This is a genomic window from Kitasatospora sp. NPDC015121 (assembly GCF_055562955.1).
In genome coordinates, this window is sequence record NZ_JBVHEH010000002.1 from 170,619 (window position 1) to 186,208 (window position 15,590).

A 15,590-nucleotide genomic window follows, 5' to 3' on the forward strand; every position below is an offset into this window, starting at 1 on the left:
CATGGCCGACACCAAGCTCACCGCCGCCCTGGCCGCCGCGAAGGCCGAGGGCCGGGCGGCCCTGATCGGCTACCTGCCGGCCGGCTTCCCGACCGTGGACGGCGGCACCGCCGCGATCAAGGCCCTGATCGAGGGCGGCTGCGACGTGGTCGAGGTCGGCCTGCCGCACTCCGACCCGGTGCTGGACGGCGCGGTCATCCAGACCGCGGACGACATCGCGCTGCGCGGCGGCGTGCGGATCAAGGACGTGCTGGCCACCGTCGCCGAGGTCGCGGCGGCCCACCCGGCCGTCCCGGTCCTGGTGATGACGTACTGGAACCCGGTCGACCGCTACGGCACGGCCCGGTTCGCGGCCGACCTGGCCGCGGCCGGCGGCGCGGGCTGCATCCTGCCCGACCTGCCGGTCGAGGAGTCGGTGGAGTGGCGCAAGGCCGCCGAGGAGCACGGCCTGGACACCGTGTTCGTGGTCGCCCCGTCCTCCACGGACCACCGGCTGGCCGAGGTCACCTCGGCGGGCTCCGGCTTCGTCTACGCGGCGGCCGTGATGGGCGTCACCGGCACCCGGGCCGCGGTCGGCAGCCTGGCCGAGGACCTGGTGGCCCGCACCCGCGCCACCACCCCGCTGCCGGTCTGCGTCGGCCTGGGCGTCTCCAACGCCGACCAGGCCGCCGAGGTGGCCGGCTTCGCGGACGGCGTGATCGTCGGCTCGGCGTTCGTCCAGCGCCTGCTGGACGCCGAGCGGCCGGCCGACGGCGTGGCCGCCGTCCGGGCGCTGGCGGCCGAGCTGGCCGAGGGCGTCCGCCGCAAGTAACCCGTCCCGGCCCGAGAGCCGCCCGAGGAGCAACTCCCGCTCCCCGGGCGGCTCTCGTCGTTCGCGCTCCTACTCCGGCAGGGTGAAAAACCGGTGGGGGCTGGTGCTCCGCTCCCGGTCGGGGCCGTTGAACCCTCGGTCGGTCCGTCGGCGAGAGGGTGTCCGGATGGCGCGGGTGCACAGGGCGGTGCTGCTGCGGGCGCTGGCGGCGGGGCTGGCGCTGGCCGCCGCGCTGGCCGGGAGCGGCGGCGTGGAGCGGGAGTTGGCGCGCCGGGGGGCCGAGCGGGCGGTGCTGTGCCAGCAGCCGGCGGCGGGCTGCGACGCACCGGGTCGATGATCCGGTAAATCGGACGTATGACCGTTTAACGTCGCCCATACGGCTTAACTCGCCAATGTGGAGGAACCACCCGCCATCCCCTACGGTTCATCAGGCAGGAAACGGTGGGAAGCGCGCCCGAGGGGGAACTTGATGGCCAGTCAGCAGGCCGACGCCGGCCGGACGGGCGGCCTGCGCCGGGTGGTGGACGGTCCCGCGGCCGAGTGGTTCGGCCTGGCGGTGCGGCTCGGCCTGGCGCTGGTGTGGGGCTGGGCGGGCCTGGCGAAGGTCTCCGACCCGGCGGAGGCGGCGCAGGCGGTGCGGGCCTACGAGATCCTGCCCGAGTCGCTGGTGAAGCCGGTCGGCTGGGGCCTGCCGTTCCTGGAGCTGGCGCTGGCGCTGCTGCTGGTGCTCGGCCTGGGGACCAGGATCGTGGCGGTCGTCTCGGCCGTGCTGCTGCTGGTGTTCATCGCCGGCATCGGCTCCGCGTGGGCGCGCGGCATCTCGATCGACTGCGGCTGCTTCGGCGGCGGCGGCGCGGTGGACGAGTCGCAGACCGAGTACCTGCAGGAGATCCTGCGCGACTCCGGGTTCCTGCTGCTGTCGGCCTGGCTGGTCTACCGGCCCCGGACGAAGCTCTCGCTGGACGCCTGGCTGGCCGCCTGACCCGCGCCGCCCCCGCGCCGTACCCGCACCCGCGCCGCCCCTCCGTACCCGCATCCGCACCCGCACCGATCCGACGATCCGACCCCTGGACTGGCAAGAGCACCCCATGAGCGAGAAGAACCGAGAAGGCAAGCGCAACGCCCGGGACAAGATGCAGGAGGCCCGGGCCGCCGAGGAGGCCAAGGCGCGGCGGAACAAGAAGCTGGCGGTCGGCGGCGTGGTCGTCGCGGTGATCGCCGCCGCCGTCGTGGTGGGCGTGGTGGTGCAGAACCAGCGCTCCAAGCCGGAGACCCCGACCGCCGCGCCGGCCGGCACGATCGGCGACAAGAACCTGGTCATCCCGGTCGGCGGCGCCGACGCCCCCTCCACCCTGACCGTCTACGAGGACCCGCGCTGCCCGGCCTGCGGCAGCTTCGAGCGCAGCTTCTCGCCGACCATCGACCAGCTGGAGGACGCGGGCAAGGTCTACGTCAACTACCACATCGTCTCGTTCATCGACCGCTCGCTGGGCGGCAACGGCTCCAAGTACGGCGCCAACGCCCTGGCCTGCGCGCAGGACGCCGGGCACTTCCGCGACTACCACGACGTGATGTACCGCAACCAGCCGGAGGAGACCGACGACTCCTTCGGCAGCAAGCAGACCCTGATCGACCTGGCCAAGCAGGTCCCCGGCCTCGACACCCCGGCGTTCCAGGCCTGCGTCAACGACAACACGTTCTCCGGCTGGGTCTCCGCGGTGCAGCAGGACTTCGACAAGTCCAGCTACAAGTCGACCCCGACGGTGCTGCTGAACGGCGAGCCGGTCTACCCGAAGAAGGGCGACGAGCAGATCAGCCCGGAGAACCTGGTCAAGTGGGTGGACGCGGCCAACCAGGGCAAGCAGCTCGGCACCCCCGGCTCCCACGGGCAGAGCCCCACGCCCGGCTCCACGGCGGGCGAGTCGAACAACCCGCCCTCGCCCTGACCGGGCCGGGGCCGTGTGACGCTACCGTGACCCGCTCCGGTGCCGGTGCGGCCGGTGGGACACGGTAGCGTCGACAGTGCCATGGATCTCGCATACATTCCGAGCCCGTCGCGGGGCGTCCTCAACCTGGGGCCCATCCCGCTGCGCGCCTACGCCTTTTGCATCATCATCGGTGTCGTCGTGGCCGTGTGGCTCGGCAGCAGGCGCTGGGTCGCCCGCGGCGGCGGCCGGCACACGGTCGGCGACATCGCGGTCTGGGCGGTGCCGTTCGGCCTGGTCGGCGGTCGGCTGTACCACGTCGTCACCGACAACCAGCTGTACTTCGGCGAGGGCAAGCACCCGATCGACGCGCTGAAGATCTGGGAGGGCGGCCTCGGCATCTGGGGCGCCATCGCCTTCGGCGCGGTGGGCGCCTGGATCGGCGCCCGCCGCCGGGGCGTCCCGCTGCCCGCCTACGCCGACGCGATCGCCCCCGGCATCGCGCTGGCCCAGGCCTGCGGCCGCTGGGGCAACTGGTTCAACCAGGAGCTGTACGGCCGGGAGACCACCCTGCCCTGGGGCCTGAAGATCGACAAGACCCTCCCGGACGGCACCGTCGTCCAGGGGATCCACCACCCGACCTTCCTGTACGAGTCGCTCTGGTGCGTGCTGGTCGCGGTGCTGGTGATCTGGGCCGACCGGCGCTTCCGGCTCGGCCACGGCCGCGCCTTCTGGCTGTACGTGGCGGCCTACACGCTCGGCCGGTTCTGGACCGAGTGGCTGCGGATCGACGAGGCGCACCGCTTCTTCGGCCTGCGCCTGAACGACTGGACGGCGATCCTGGTGTTCGTCGGCGCGATCGTCGCCTTCGTGCTCTCCGCCAGGCTCCGCCCCGGCCGCGAGGACCCGGACGCGATCGACCCGCAGGCCGCCAAGGAGCGCGCCGAGGCCGCCGAGGCGGCCGACACCCAGGCCGACGCCCCGGGCGGCGCCCCGGCCGACACCCCGGCCCGCACCCCGGCCGACGCGTCCGCCGACGCCCCCGCGAAGCTCGGCAAGGACACCGAGAAGCCTTCCTGAGCACGCGAGTCGACCCCGTCGGGGCCGCCACCGCCGAGTCCGGCGGGGGCGGCCCCAACTGCCTTTGGGCAGGCTTACTTTGCTGGAAACCAGCAGGTCAAACGGCTACGTTCGAAGGGCACCGGGAGCCCGGCCGACGCGCGGCCCGGGTGATCCGCCGTGCCCGGAAGGGGAGCCGCCGCATGAGCACCGTCATCGCAGAGCCGCAGACCGACAGCCCGCAGCCGCGGATACCCGACGCCGACCACCACCGGGATGTCAACGGCGGCTGGCTGCGCCCGGCCGTGTTCGGCGCGATGGACGGCCTGGTGTCGAACTTCGCGCTGATGACCGGCGTGGTCGGCGGCGCCGCCGGGCCGAGCACCGTGGTGCTCACCGGCCTGGCCGGCCTGGCCGCGGGCGCCTTCTCGATGGCGGCCGGCGAGTACACCTCGGTGGCCTCCCAGCGCGAGCTGGTGGAGGCCGAGCTGGAGGCCGAGCGGATCGAGCTGCGCCGCAACCCGCAGGGCGAGCTGGCCGAGCTGGCCCAGCTGTACGTGGCCAAGGGCGTCGACCCGGAGCTGGCGCACGAGGTGGCCCGGCAGCTGTCCGCCGACCCGGAGACCACGCTGGCCGTGCACGCCCGCGAGGAGCTCGGCGTCGACCCGGACGACCTGCCCTCGCCGCTGGTCGCGGCCGTCTCCTCGTTCGGCTGCTTCGCGCTCGGCGCGCTGCTGCCGGTGCTGCCCTACCTGCTGGGCGCGACCGCGCTCTGGCCGGCCGCGCTGCTGGCCGTGCTGGGCCTGTTCGGCTGCGGCGCGGTGGTGGCCCGGGTGACCGCCCGCAGCTGGTGGTACTCCGGCCTGCGGCAGCTGCTGCTGGGCGGCGCGGCGGCGGGCGTCACCTACCTGCTGGGGCGCCTGATCGGCGGGGCGATCGGCTGACCGTCACCCGGGCGGCCTTGTACGAAAATCCAGAGCTCTGTATAGTTATGCCATGGAACGCGTGATGTTCCGCACATGGGCCCGAACCTGCGCCTTGCCCTAGTCTCGACATCCGGCTGTCGACCCCCAGAATCAAAACCGGGGGCGGCGTCGACTTCGAAGAATCCCAGGTGGGACTGGTGCGGCGGGTGTGCCAGGGGCGTTTCGCCCCTGTTTCACGCCCTTCGGCACAGGGCACACTGGAGGGAACGCGCGACGCTGCGCCTTCCCCTCATCCGCCCCCTGACCTGGGGATCAGTCCGGGATGTGGACGCAGGAATCCACTTCCCGGGCCAGGCGGCATCATGTAACCTGCACCGACAAATCGCATCAGGGCCAACGTCGTCCCTTTGCATGAAGCAACTGTTTACGACGACGGGAGAGCCGATGCTGTCTGCATCCATGCACTCCGGCCACGAGGACGCCAAGGCCACCGGCCCCTACGCCCTCGTTCCGGACGCGCGTCCCCAGGCCCAGGGTCTCTACGACCCGCGCAACGAGCACGACGCCTGCGGCGTCGGCTTCGTGGCCACGCTGACCGGCATCGCCGACCACAAGATCGTCGAGCAGGCGCTGACCGTCCTGCGCAACCTGGAGCACCGGGGCGCCACCGGCGCCGAGCCGGACTCCGGTGACGGCGCGGGCATCCTGACCCAGGTCCCGGACGCGTTCCTGCGCGCGAACGTCGACTTCGAGCTACCGGCCGCCGGCTCCTACGCCGTCGGCATCGCCTTCCTGCCGGACGCCGACGAGCAGGCCGCCGCCGCGGCCACCCGGATCGAGGTCATCGCGGCCGAGGAGGGCCTGACCGTCCTCGGCTGGCGCGACGTCCCGGTCACCCCCGACCTGCTCGGCGCCACCGCCCGCGGCGTCATGCCGCGCTTCCGGCAGGTCTTCGTCACGCACCCGGACCGCACCGGCATCGCCCTGGACCGGGTCGCCTTCGTGCTGCGCAAGCGCGCCGAGCGCGAGGCCGGGGTGTACTTCCCCTCGCTCTCCGCCCGCACCCTGGTCTACAAGGGCATGCTGACCACCGGCCAGCTGGAGCCCTTCTTCCCCGACCTGTCGGACCGGCTCTACGCCTCCGCGATCGGTCTGGTGCACTCGCGCTTCTCCACCAACACCTTCCCGAGCTGGCCCCTCGCCCACCCGTACCGCTTCGTCGCGCACAACGGCGAGATCAACACGGTCAAGGGCAACCGGAACTGGATGACCGCCCGGGAGTCCCAGCTCGCCACCGACCTGATCCCCGGCGACCTGAACCGGATCTTCCCGATCTGCACCCCGGACCACTCCGACTCGGCGTCCTTCGACGAGGTCCTGGAGCTGCTCCACCTCGGCGGCCGCTCGCTGCCGCACTCGGTGCTGATGATGATCCCGGAGGCGTGGGAGAACCACGCCACCATGGACCCGGCCCGCCGCGCGTTCTACCAGTACCACTCCAACCTGATGGAGCCCTGGGACGGCCCGGCCTGCGTCACCTTCACCGACGGCACCCAGATCGGCGCGGTCCTGGACCGCAACGGCCTGCGCCCGGCCCGGTACTGGATCACCGAGGACGGCCTGGTCGTGCTCTCCTCCGAGGTCGGCGTGCTCGACATCGACCAGGAGAAGGTCACCAGGAAGGGCCGCCTGCAGCCCGGCCGGATGTTCCTGATCGACACCGCCGAGCACCGCATCGTCGAGGACGAGGAGATCAAGGGCGCCCTCGCCGCCGAGCACCCCTACGAGGAGTGGGTCGCCGCCGGGCAGATCCAGCTCGCCAAGCTCCCCGAGCGCGAGCACATCGCCCACACCCACGCCTCCGTCACCCGCCGCCAGCAGACCTTCGGCTACACCGAGGAGGAGCTGCGGGTCATCCTCGCGCCGATGGCCAAGACCGGCGGCGAGGCGCTCGGCTCGATGGGCACCGACTCGCCGATCGCCGCGCTCAGCGAGAAGCCGCGCCTGCTGTTCGACTACTTCACCCAGCTGTTCGCCCAGGTCACCAACCCGCCGCTGGACGCGATCCGCGAAGAGCTGGTCACCTCGCTGCACAGCAACCTCGGCCCCGAGGGCAACCTGCTGGACGCCTCCCCGGCGCACTGCCGCTCGGTCGGCATCACCTTCCCGGTGATCGACAACGACGAGCTGGCCAAGCTGGTCCACGTCAACGCGGACGGCGACCAGCCCGGTCTGAAGGCCGTCACCCTGTCCGGCCTGTACAAGGTCGCGGCCGGCGGCCAGGGCCTGGCGGCCCGCCTCGCCGAGATCGCCGCCGAGGCCGACGCCGCGATCGCCGACGGCGCCCGCATCGTCGTCCTCTCCGACCGGCACTCGGACGCCGAGCACGCGCCGATCCCGTCGCTGCTGCTCACCTCGGCGATCCACCACCACCTGATCCGCACCAAGCAGCGCACCCAGGTGTCGCTGCTGGTCGAGGCCGGCGACGTCCGCGAGGTGCACCACGTCGCGCTGCTGGTCGGCTACGGCGCCGGCGCGGTCAACCCGTACCTGGCCATGGAGTCGGTCGAGGACCTCGTCCAGCAGGGCGTGTTCGTCCAGGGCATCGAGGCCGAGAAGGCGATCAAGAACCTGATCAAGGCGCTCGGCAAGGGCGTCCTGAAGGTGATGTCCAAGATGGGCATCTCCACCGTCGCCTCCTACCGCGGCGCGCAGGTCTTCGAGGCCATCGGCCTCGCCCAGGAGCTGGTCGACGCGTACTTCGCGGGCACCACCACCAAGCTCGGCGGCATCGGCCTGGACGAGATCGCCAAGGAGACCGCCGCCCGCCACGCCAAGGCCTACCCGGCCTCCGGCATCACCGCCGCGCACCGCGCGCTGGAGATCGGCGGCGAGTACCAGTGGCGCCGCGAGGGCGAGCCGCACCTGTTCGACCCGGAGACGGTCTTCCGCCTCCAGCACTCGACCCGCACCAAGCGCTACGACATCTTCAAGCAGTACACGGACCGGGTGAACGCCCAGTCCGAGCGCCTGATGACGCTGCGCGGCCTGTTCCAGCTGGACGGCCTCGGCCGGACCCCGGTCCCGATCGACGAGGTCGAGCCGGTCTCCGAGATCGTCAAGCGGTTCTCCACCGGCGCGATGTCCTACGGCTCCATCTCGATGGAGGCGCACGAGACCCTCGCGATCGCGATGAACCGGCTCGGCGCCAAGTCGAACACCGGCGAGGGCGGCGAGGACCCGGAGCGCCTGTACGACCCGGCCCGCCGCTCGGCGATCAAGCAGGTCGCCTCCGGCCGGTTCGGCGTCACCTCCGAGTACCTGGTCAACGCCGACGACATCCAGATCAAGATGGCCCAGGGCGCCAAGCCCGGCGAGGGCGGCCAGCTGCCCGGCCACAAGGTCTACCCGTGGGTGGCCAGGACCCGGCACTCGACCCCGGGCGTCGGCCTGATCTCCCCGCCGCCGCACCACGACATCTACTCCATCGAGGACCTGGCTCAGCTGATCCACGACCTCAAGAACGCCAACCCGGACGCCCGCGTCCACGTGAAGCTGGTCTCCGAGGTCGGCGTCGGCACCGTCGCGGCCGGCGTCTCCAAGGCGCACGCCGACGTGGTGCTGATCTCCGGCCACGACGGCGGCACCGGCGCCTCCCCGCTCACCTCGCTCAAGCACGCGGGCGGCCCCTGGGAGCTCGGCCTCGCCGAGACCCAGCAGACCCTGCTGCTCAACGGCCTGCGCGACCGCATCGTCGTGCAGACCGACGGCCAGCTGAAGACCGGCCGCGACGTCGTCATCGCCGCCCTGCTGGGCGCCGAGGAGTTCGGCTTCGCGACCGCCCCGCTGGTGGTCTCCGGCTGCATCATGATGCGGGTCTGCCACCTGGACACCTGCCCGGTCGGCGTCGCCACCCAGAACCCGGTGCTGCGCGAGCGCTTCTCCGGCAAGCCCGAGTTCGTGGTCAACTTCTTCGAGTTCATCGCCGAGGAGGTCCGCGAGATCCTCGCCGAGCTCGGCTTCCGCTCGATCGAGGAGGCCGTCGGCCACGCCGAGCACATCGACGCCCAGGCCGCGATCGACCACTGGAAGGCCGCCGGGCTCGACCTGGCCCCGCTGTTCCACGTCCCGGAGCTGCCCGAGGGCGCCGCCCTGCACCACACCACGGCGCAGGACCACGCGCTCGACAAGGCCCTCGACAACCAGCTCATCGAGCTCGCCGAGGACGCCCTGGAGCGCGGCGAGGCGGTCCGGATCCAGCTGCCGATCCGCAACGTCAACCGCACCGTCGGCACCATGCTCGGCCACCAGGTCACCAAGAAGTACCGGGGCGCGGGCCTGCCCGAGGGCACCATCGACGTGACCTTCACCGGCTCGGCCGGCCAGTCCTTCGGCGCCTTCGTCCCCAAGGGCGTCACGCTGCGCCTGGAGGGCGACGCCAACGACTACGTCGGCAAGGGCCTGTCCGGCGGCGTGATCGTGGTCCGTCCCGCCCGGGACGCCGCCGCGATCGGCGCCGACGCGCAGAACCACGTCATCGCCGGCAACACCATCGGCTACGGCGCCACCTCCGGCCGCGTCCACCTGCGCGGCAAGGCCGGCGAGCGCTTCGCGGTCCGCAACTCCGGTGCCACCCTGGTGGTCGAGGGCGTGGGCGACCACGGCCTGGAGTACATGACCGGCGGCCGGGTGGTCATCCTCGGCGAGACCGGTCGCAACCTGGCGGCGGGCATGTCCGGCGGCATCGCCTACGTGCTCGACCTCCGCCCGGCCAACGTCAACAGCGGCATGGTGGGCATCGAGGCCCCCGGCGCCGCCGACCGCGACTGGCTGCGCGAGACCGTCCAGCAGCACTACGAGGAGACCGGCTCCACCGTCGCCGCCGAGCTCCTGGCCGACTGGGGCAGCGGGGTCTCCCGCTTCTCCAAGATCATGCCCACCGACTACAAGGCTGTGCTCGCCGCCAAGGACGCCGCTGAGCGCGATGGCCTCTCCGAGGTGGAGACCACTCGCAAGATGATGGAGGCGGCACATGGCTGACCCCAAGGGCTTCTTGACCACGCCCAAGCAGCTGGCGGAGCGCCGTCCGGTGGACGTCCGGCTCCGTGACTGGAACGAGGTCTACGTCGAGCGCAGCCTCCTTCCGATCATCTCCAAGCAGGCCGGCCGCTGCATGGACTGCGGCATCCCGTTCTGCCACAACGGCTGCCCGCTCGGGAACCTGATCCCCGAGTGGAACGACCTCGCCTTCCGGGACGACTGGACCGGCGCGATCGAGCGGCTGCACGCCACCAACAACTTCCCGGAGTTCACCGGCCGCCTGTGCCCGGCTCCGTGCGAGTCGGCGTGCGTCCTGGGCATCAACCAGGACGCGGTGACCATCAAGAACGTCGAGGTCACCATCATCGACAAGGCCTGGGACCGCGGCGGGGTCACCCCGCAGGTCCCGGAGCGGCTGTCCGGCAAGACCGTCGCCGTGATCGGCTCCGGCCCGGCCGGCCTGGCCGCCGCCCAGCAGCTCACCCGGGCCGGCCACACCGTGGTGGTGTACGAGCGCGCCGACCGCATCGGCGGCCTGCTGCGCTACGGCATCCCCGAGTTCAAGATGGAGAAGCGCCACATCAACCGCCGCATCGAGCAGATGCGCGCGGAGGGCACCCGCTTCCGCACCGGCGTCGAGGCCGGCGTCGACATCAGCGGCCAGGACCTGCGCTCGCGCTTCGACGCGGTCGTCATCGCGGCCGGCGCCACCACCGCCCGCGACCTGCCCGTCCCCGGCCGGGAGCTGAACGGCGTCCACCAGGCGATGGAGTACCTGCCGCTGGCCAACAAGGTCCAGGAGGGCGACTACGTCGACTCCCCGATCACGGCCAAGGGCAAGCACGTCGTCGTCATCGGCGGCGGCGACACCGGCGCCGACTGCGTCGGCACCGCGCACCGCCAGGGCGCCCTCTCGGTCACCCAGCTGGAGATCATGCCGCGGCCGTCCGAGGACCGCCCGGCCAACCAGCCCTGGCCGACCATGCCGATGACCTACAAGGTCACCTCGGCCCACGAGGAGGGCGGCGAGCGGATCTACTCCGTCTCCACCACCCACTTCGCCGGCGACGAGGACGGCAACGTCCAGGAACTGCACCTGGTCGAGGTCGAGTTCAAGGACGGCAAGTTCGAGCCCGTCCCCGGCAGCGAGAAGGTCGTCCCGGCCCAGCTGGTCACCCTCGCCATGGGCTTCACCGGCACCGACGTCAAGAACGGCCTCGTCGAGCAGCTCGGCGTCGACCTCGACGCCCGCGGCAACGTCGCCCGGGACGGCAAGTTCGGCACCAACGTCGACGGGGTGTACGTTTGCGGTGACGCCGGTCGCGGCCAGTCGCTGATCGTCTGGGCGATCGCGGAGGGCCGTTCGGCCGCCTCCGCGGTCGACAGGTACCTGGGCGGCAAGACCCCGCTCCCCGCCCCGATCAAGCCGAACGACCGCTCGCTGGTGGTCTGACCGACCACCGCCCCAGAACGCCCAAGCCCCCCGCGAGGGGGGTACGGCCGACAAACACCGCCCCGCCAGAGCCGTCGGGAACCGGTCATCGCGACGCCTGCCCACTCCCCGACCAGGTAAGGGCAGGCGTCGTTGTCGTTCCCGGCGCGATGTCGTTCCCGGCGCGGTGTCGTTCCCGGCGCCGGTTCAGGCCGTCGGCACCTTGTCCAGGAAGCCGACCACGGTGGCGACCCGGCCCTCCGCGTCGGCCGTCAGCACGTCGAAGCCGACCACCAGCGGCTCCGCCGCGTCCGCCGGGGCGAGCCCCCAGGTGAAGCGCGCGACGTCGTGGTGCGCGTCCACCGGGCCGAGGGTGAAGACCAGGCCGGGGAACTGCGCCTGCACGGCGGCCACGGTGGCGTCGAACTGCTCCCGGCCGCGGGCCGCCACCAGCGGGTCGGTGTAGCTGCCGTCGGCGGCCCAGACGTCCTCGACCAGCTTGCGGCGGGCCGCCGGGTCGGTCTCGTTCCAGACGGCGAGGTAGCGCTCGGCGAGGTTCTGCAGGTCCATGGCGGGCTCCTTCTGCTCCGTGGTCTTCCTTATGGAACGAGAACCTACGCAGAGCGCCGGTCCGGCGAATCGGTCACGCATAGGTAGGGTCGACCCATGCTGTACGGACGGGGGACGGAACGCGCGGCGCTCGACCGGCTGCTCGCGGCGGCCGACGGAGGACGGGCCGGGGCGCTGGTGCTGCGCGGCGAACCGGGCATCGGGAAGAGCACCCTGCTGGACGCCGCCGCCGGGGCGGCCACCGGGTGGCGGGTGCTGCGGGCCGCCGGCGTCGAGTCGGAGGCCCGGCTGCCCTACGCGGTGCTCAGCCAACTGCTCGCCCCCGCGCTCGACGCCCTCGGCGGCCTCCCCGGACCGCAACGGGCCGCGCTGGAACGGACCCTGGGTCTCGCCGACGGACCCGCCGGGAACCGGCTGCTGGTCGGCCTCGCCCTGCTCACCCTGCTCGGCGACCTCGCCGAGCGGCAGCCCGTCCTGGCCCTGGTGGACGACCTGCAGTGGGCCGACCCGGAGTCCGCGGCGGCGCTCCGACTGGCCGCCCGCCGACTCGGCGCCGAACGCGTGGCCGTCCTGCTCGCCACCCGGGAGGACGCCGACCCCGACCCCGCCGGACTGCCCGACCTGCGGATCGGACCGCTCGCCGACCCCGACGCGGCCGAACTGCTCGCCCACCACGCCCCCGGACTCGCCGACCCCGCCCGGGTGCTGGCCGCCGCCCGCGGCAACCCGCTCGCCCTGCGCGAGCTCCCGCAGGGCGAGGCCACCGGCGCGCTGCCGCCCGACGGACGCCTGCGGATCGCCTACCACGGCCAGGTCAGCCGGCTCCCCGGCCCCACCCAGCGCTGGCTGCTGCTCGCCGCCCTGGAGGAGACCGGCGAGGCGGAGGTCCTGCTGCGCGCCGCCGAACGGAGCGGACTCGTCGCCGCCGACCTGGCCCCCGCCGAAGCCCGGGGACTGCTCCGGATCGACCTGACGACCGGCCGGGTCCGGTTCCGGCACCCGCTGCTGCGCTCCGCCCTGGTCGACCGGGCCCCGCTCGCCGACCGGCTCGCCGCGCACCGCGCGCTGGCCGCCGCGTACGGGCCCGCCGAGCCGCTGCGCCGCGCCTGGCACCGCGCCCTGGCCACCAGCGGGCAGGACGCCGACGCCGCCGCCGAACTCGCCGCCGCGGCCGCCACCGCCGCCGCCCGCGGCGGCCACCAGGGCGCCAGCGCCGCGTACGAGCGGGCCGCCCGGCTCAGCCCCGACCCCGGCCTCGCCCGCCGCTGGAGCGTCGACGCGGTCGAGACCGCGCTGGAGGCGGGCGAACTGGAACGGGCCGAACGGCTCGCCCGCGCCGCCGACCGCCCCGGCACCGACCCGGTCACCCGGGCCCACCTGCTGTTCGCCCGGGGCGTCGCCGAGTTCTGGCGCGACGAGAACGCCTCCGCGCACCAGCGGCTCACCGAGGCCGCCGCCCTGGTCGCCGCCACCCACCCCGGCCCGGCCGCCCGCGTCCTGGTCCAGGCCGTGCACGTCGCCTGGTACGACGGCCTCCCCGCCCTCCGCTGCACGCTGGACACCCTCGCCGCCCTGCCGCTCCCGGCCGACGACCCGCTCGCACCGGTCGTCCGCTACCTCACCACCGCGCTCGGCCCGCTCGCCGGGGAGCCCTCGGCGGGGGCCGGGCCGACGCTGGAGGAGGCGGAGCGGGCGGCGCGGGACGCCGGCGCGGTGGGACCGGTGGACCTGGCGCTGCCCTGCGGTGCCGGGCTCGTGCCCGGGCACGACGCCGAAGTGCTGGACCTGGCACGCCGGTTGGTGCGGGAAGCGCGGGAGGGCGGGGTGTTCGGGGCGCTGCCGACGCTGCTGTTCTTCCTCGCCGAGGCGGAGCTCTTCGACGGCCGCCCCGGACTGGCCGCCGACCACGCCGCCGAGGCGCTCGCGCTCGCCCGGGACAGCGGACAGCCGCTGTGGACCGGCCAGTTGCACGGCTTCCAGGCCTACCTGGCCGCAGCCCGGGGCGAGAGCGGGCCCTGCCGGGACGAGGCCGCCGAGGCCTTCGCCCGGGGCGGGGCGGGCGTGCCCTGGGCGCGCTGGGCGCTGGGCCTGCTGGAGCTGGGGGCCGGCCGGGCCGAGGACGCCCACGGGCAGCTCGCCGCGCTCACCGGCGGCCCGCAGGGCTACCAGGTGGCCGCCGTCCGGGCCGTCCCCGACCTGGTGGAGGCGGCCGTCCGGCTGCGCCGGGGCGAGGAGTGCGCCGAGCCGCTGGCCCGGTTCGAGCGCTGGGCGGCGCACGCCGACCGGCCGTGGGCCCGGGCGCTGGTGCACCGCTGCCACGCGCTGCTCGCGCCCGACGAGTTCGCCGGGGAGCTCTACCGGGCCGCGCTGGCCCGGCACGCCGAGCAGCCCCGGCCGTGGGAGCAGGCCCGCACCGAGCTGCTGTACGGCGAGTGGCTGCGCCGGGGCCGCCGCAAGGCCGAGGCCCGGGCCCCGCTGCGCGCCGCCGAGCAGGCCTTCCGCCGGCTGGGGGCCGGGCCCTGGGCCGAGCGGGCCCGGCTGGAGCTGGACGCCACCGGTGCCGCCGGCGGGCCGTCCGCCGGGGCCGGGCGGCCGGTGGCGGCCGGGCTGACCCCGCAGGAGTCGCAGATCGTCCGGCTGGCCGCGCAGGGCCTGTCCAACCGGGACATCGCGGCCCAGCTGTTCCTGAGCTCCCGCACCGTCGGGCACCACCTGTACAAGGCCTACCCCAAGCTCGGGGTGAGCTCCCGGACCGACCTCGCGGCCGTCCTGCCGGCCCTGTCCTGAACGGCGGCGAAACCCCGCCCCGTACAACGGATCGGCCAAATACCGGAAGGACCTCGCGGAGTGTCGTCGCCCAGTGGCAGACTGCATCCCACGGGGTCTCGACTTGGCGTTCCTGGGGCGGAGGTTTGCATGACGGGCCTGCAGACGGGCAGCGGTGCGACCGCGCGTCGCATCCAGTTGGGCGCCCAGTTGCGGCGCCTGCGCGAGGCCCGCGGCGTGACCCGGGAGGACGCGGGCTACTCGATCCGGGCCTCGGAGTCGAAGATCAGCCGGATGGAGCTCGGCCGGGTCGGCTTCAAGCAGCGGGACGTGGCCGACCTGCTGACCCTCTACGGGGTCGACGACGAGGAGTCCCGGTCGGCGCTGCTCGGCCTGGTCGGCGGCACCAACGCCCCGTCCTGGTGGCACGGTTACGGTGACGTGGTGCCCGGCTGGTTCCAGACGTACCTCAACCTGGAGGACGCCGCCAACCTGGTCCGCAGCTACGAGGTGCAGTTCGTGCCCGGGCTGCTGCAGACCCCCGAGTACGTGCACGCGGTGATGCGGGCCGGCAGCCCCGCCGCGCCCGCCGAGGAGATCGAGCGCCGGGCCGCGGTGCGGCTGCGCCGGCAGGAGCGCTTCCTGGCCGAGGACGCGTCCGCCCGGCTGGAGCTGATCGTCGACGAGACGGCGCTGCGCCGCCCGTGCGGCGGGCCGGAGGTGATGCGCGGCCAGCTGCTGCGGCTGGCCGAGCTGTCGCGGCGCGAGACGATCAGCCTGCGGGTGCTGCCGCTGGGGATGGGCGCGCTGGCCGCCGACAGCGGGGCGTTCACCGTGCTGTGCTTCCCCGAGCCGGACCTGGCGGACGTGGTCTACGTCGAGCAGTTCACCACCGCGCTGTACCTGGACAAGCCGGCCGAGGTGGCCGAGTACGCGACGGCGCTGGAGCGGGTGTCGACGGCGGCGCTGTCCGAGGAGGAGACCCGGTCGCTTCTCGCGGAGATCCTCCAGGACTCCTAGCCCGCAATTAGGATGATGATCCGTCAGTAGGTGGTCGCAGC

General features: G+C 73.5%; 11 protein-coding genes. 10 read left to right on the forward strand and 1 reads right to left on the reverse strand.

Going from position 1 to position 15,590, the window contains the following annotated elements; genetic code table 11:
• Position 1: 1 nt before the first annotated feature.
• From trpA to ACZ3J7_RS02795, 8 genes are all read left to right on the forward strand, one after another.
• Positions 2-811, forward strand: a complete 810-nt coding sequence (trpA, locus tag ACZ3J7_RS02760; RefSeq protein ID WP_465616117.1) for a tryptophan synthase subunit alpha — start codon at positions 2-4, stop codon at positions 809-811.
• 166 nt (positions 812-977) lie between these two features.
• Complete coding sequence (locus ACZ3J7_RS02765) at positions 978-1,148, forward strand: hypothetical protein (protein ID WP_465616119.1); 171 nt, start codon at positions 978-980, stop codon at positions 1,146-1,148.
• Positions 1,149-1,280: 132 nt separating this feature from the next.
• Positions 1,281-1,793 carry a MauE/DoxX family redox-associated membrane protein gene (locus tag ACZ3J7_RS02770; protein ID WP_465616121.1) on the forward strand — a complete coding sequence of 171 codons (513 nt, stop codon included), beginning with the start codon at positions 1,281-1,283 and terminating at the stop codon, positions 1,791-1,793.
• A 106-nt stretch (positions 1,794-1,899) separates the two neighbouring features.
• Complete coding sequence (locus tag ACZ3J7_RS02775) at positions 1,900-2,757, forward strand: DsbA family protein (RefSeq protein WP_465616123.1); 858 nt, start codon at positions 1,900-1,902, stop codon at positions 2,755-2,757.
• A gap of 81 nt (positions 2,758-2,838) precedes the next feature.
• On the forward strand, positions 2,839-3,816 hold the full coding sequence (gene lgt / locus ACZ3J7_RS02780; RefSeq protein WP_465616125.1) for a prolipoprotein diacylglyceryl transferase: 978 nt from the start codon (positions 2,839-2,841) through the stop codon (positions 3,814-3,816).
• A gap of 182 nt (positions 3,817-3,998) precedes the next feature.
• Positions 3,999-4,739, forward strand: a complete 741-nt coding sequence (locus ACZ3J7_RS02785) for a VIT1/CCC1 transporter family protein (protein ID WP_465616126.1) — start codon at positions 3,999-4,001, stop codon at positions 4,737-4,739.
• A gap of 441 nt (positions 4,740-5,180) precedes the next feature.
• Entirely contained in the window at positions 5,181-9,761 is a 4,581-nt protein-coding gene (gene gltB / locus ACZ3J7_RS02790; protein WP_465616566.1) for a glutamate synthase large subunit, read from the forward strand.
• The gene (locus tag ACZ3J7_RS02795; protein WP_465616128.1) at positions 9,754-11,214 is read left to right on the forward strand and encodes a glutamate synthase subunit beta; all 1,461 of its coding nucleotides are present in this window, start codon (positions 9,754-9,756) and stop codon (positions 11,212-11,214) included. Before gltB ends, ACZ3J7_RS02795 begins: the two co-directional genes overlap by 8 nt.
• Before the next feature lie 186 nt (positions 11,215-11,400).
• On the opposite strand, the gene ACZ3J7_RS02800 is transcribed toward ACZ3J7_RS02795, so the two are convergent.
• Positions 11,401-11,763 (reverse strand): nuclear transport factor 2 family protein, encoded by a 363-nt coding sequence (locus ACZ3J7_RS02800; RefSeq protein ID WP_465616130.1) that lies wholly within the window; start codon positions 11,761-11,763, stop codon positions 11,401-11,403.
• A 96-nt stretch (positions 11,764-11,859) separates the two neighbouring features.
• Here ACZ3J7_RS02800 and ACZ3J7_RS02805 point away from each other — a divergent pair, with 96 nt between their 5' ends.
• Positions 11,860-14,550 (forward strand): helix-turn-helix transcriptional regulator, encoded by a 2,691-nt coding sequence (locus ACZ3J7_RS02805; RefSeq protein ID WP_465616132.1) that lies wholly within the window; start codon positions 11,860-11,862, stop codon positions 14,548-14,550.
• Positions 14,551-14,679: 129 nt separating this feature from the next.
• Positions 14,680-15,549 carry a helix-turn-helix domain-containing protein gene (locus tag ACZ3J7_RS02810; RefSeq protein WP_465616134.1) on the forward strand — a complete coding sequence of 290 codons (870 nt, stop codon included), beginning with the start codon at positions 14,680-14,682 and terminating at the stop codon, positions 15,547-15,549.
• Positions 15,550-15,590 lie beyond the last annotated feature (41 nt).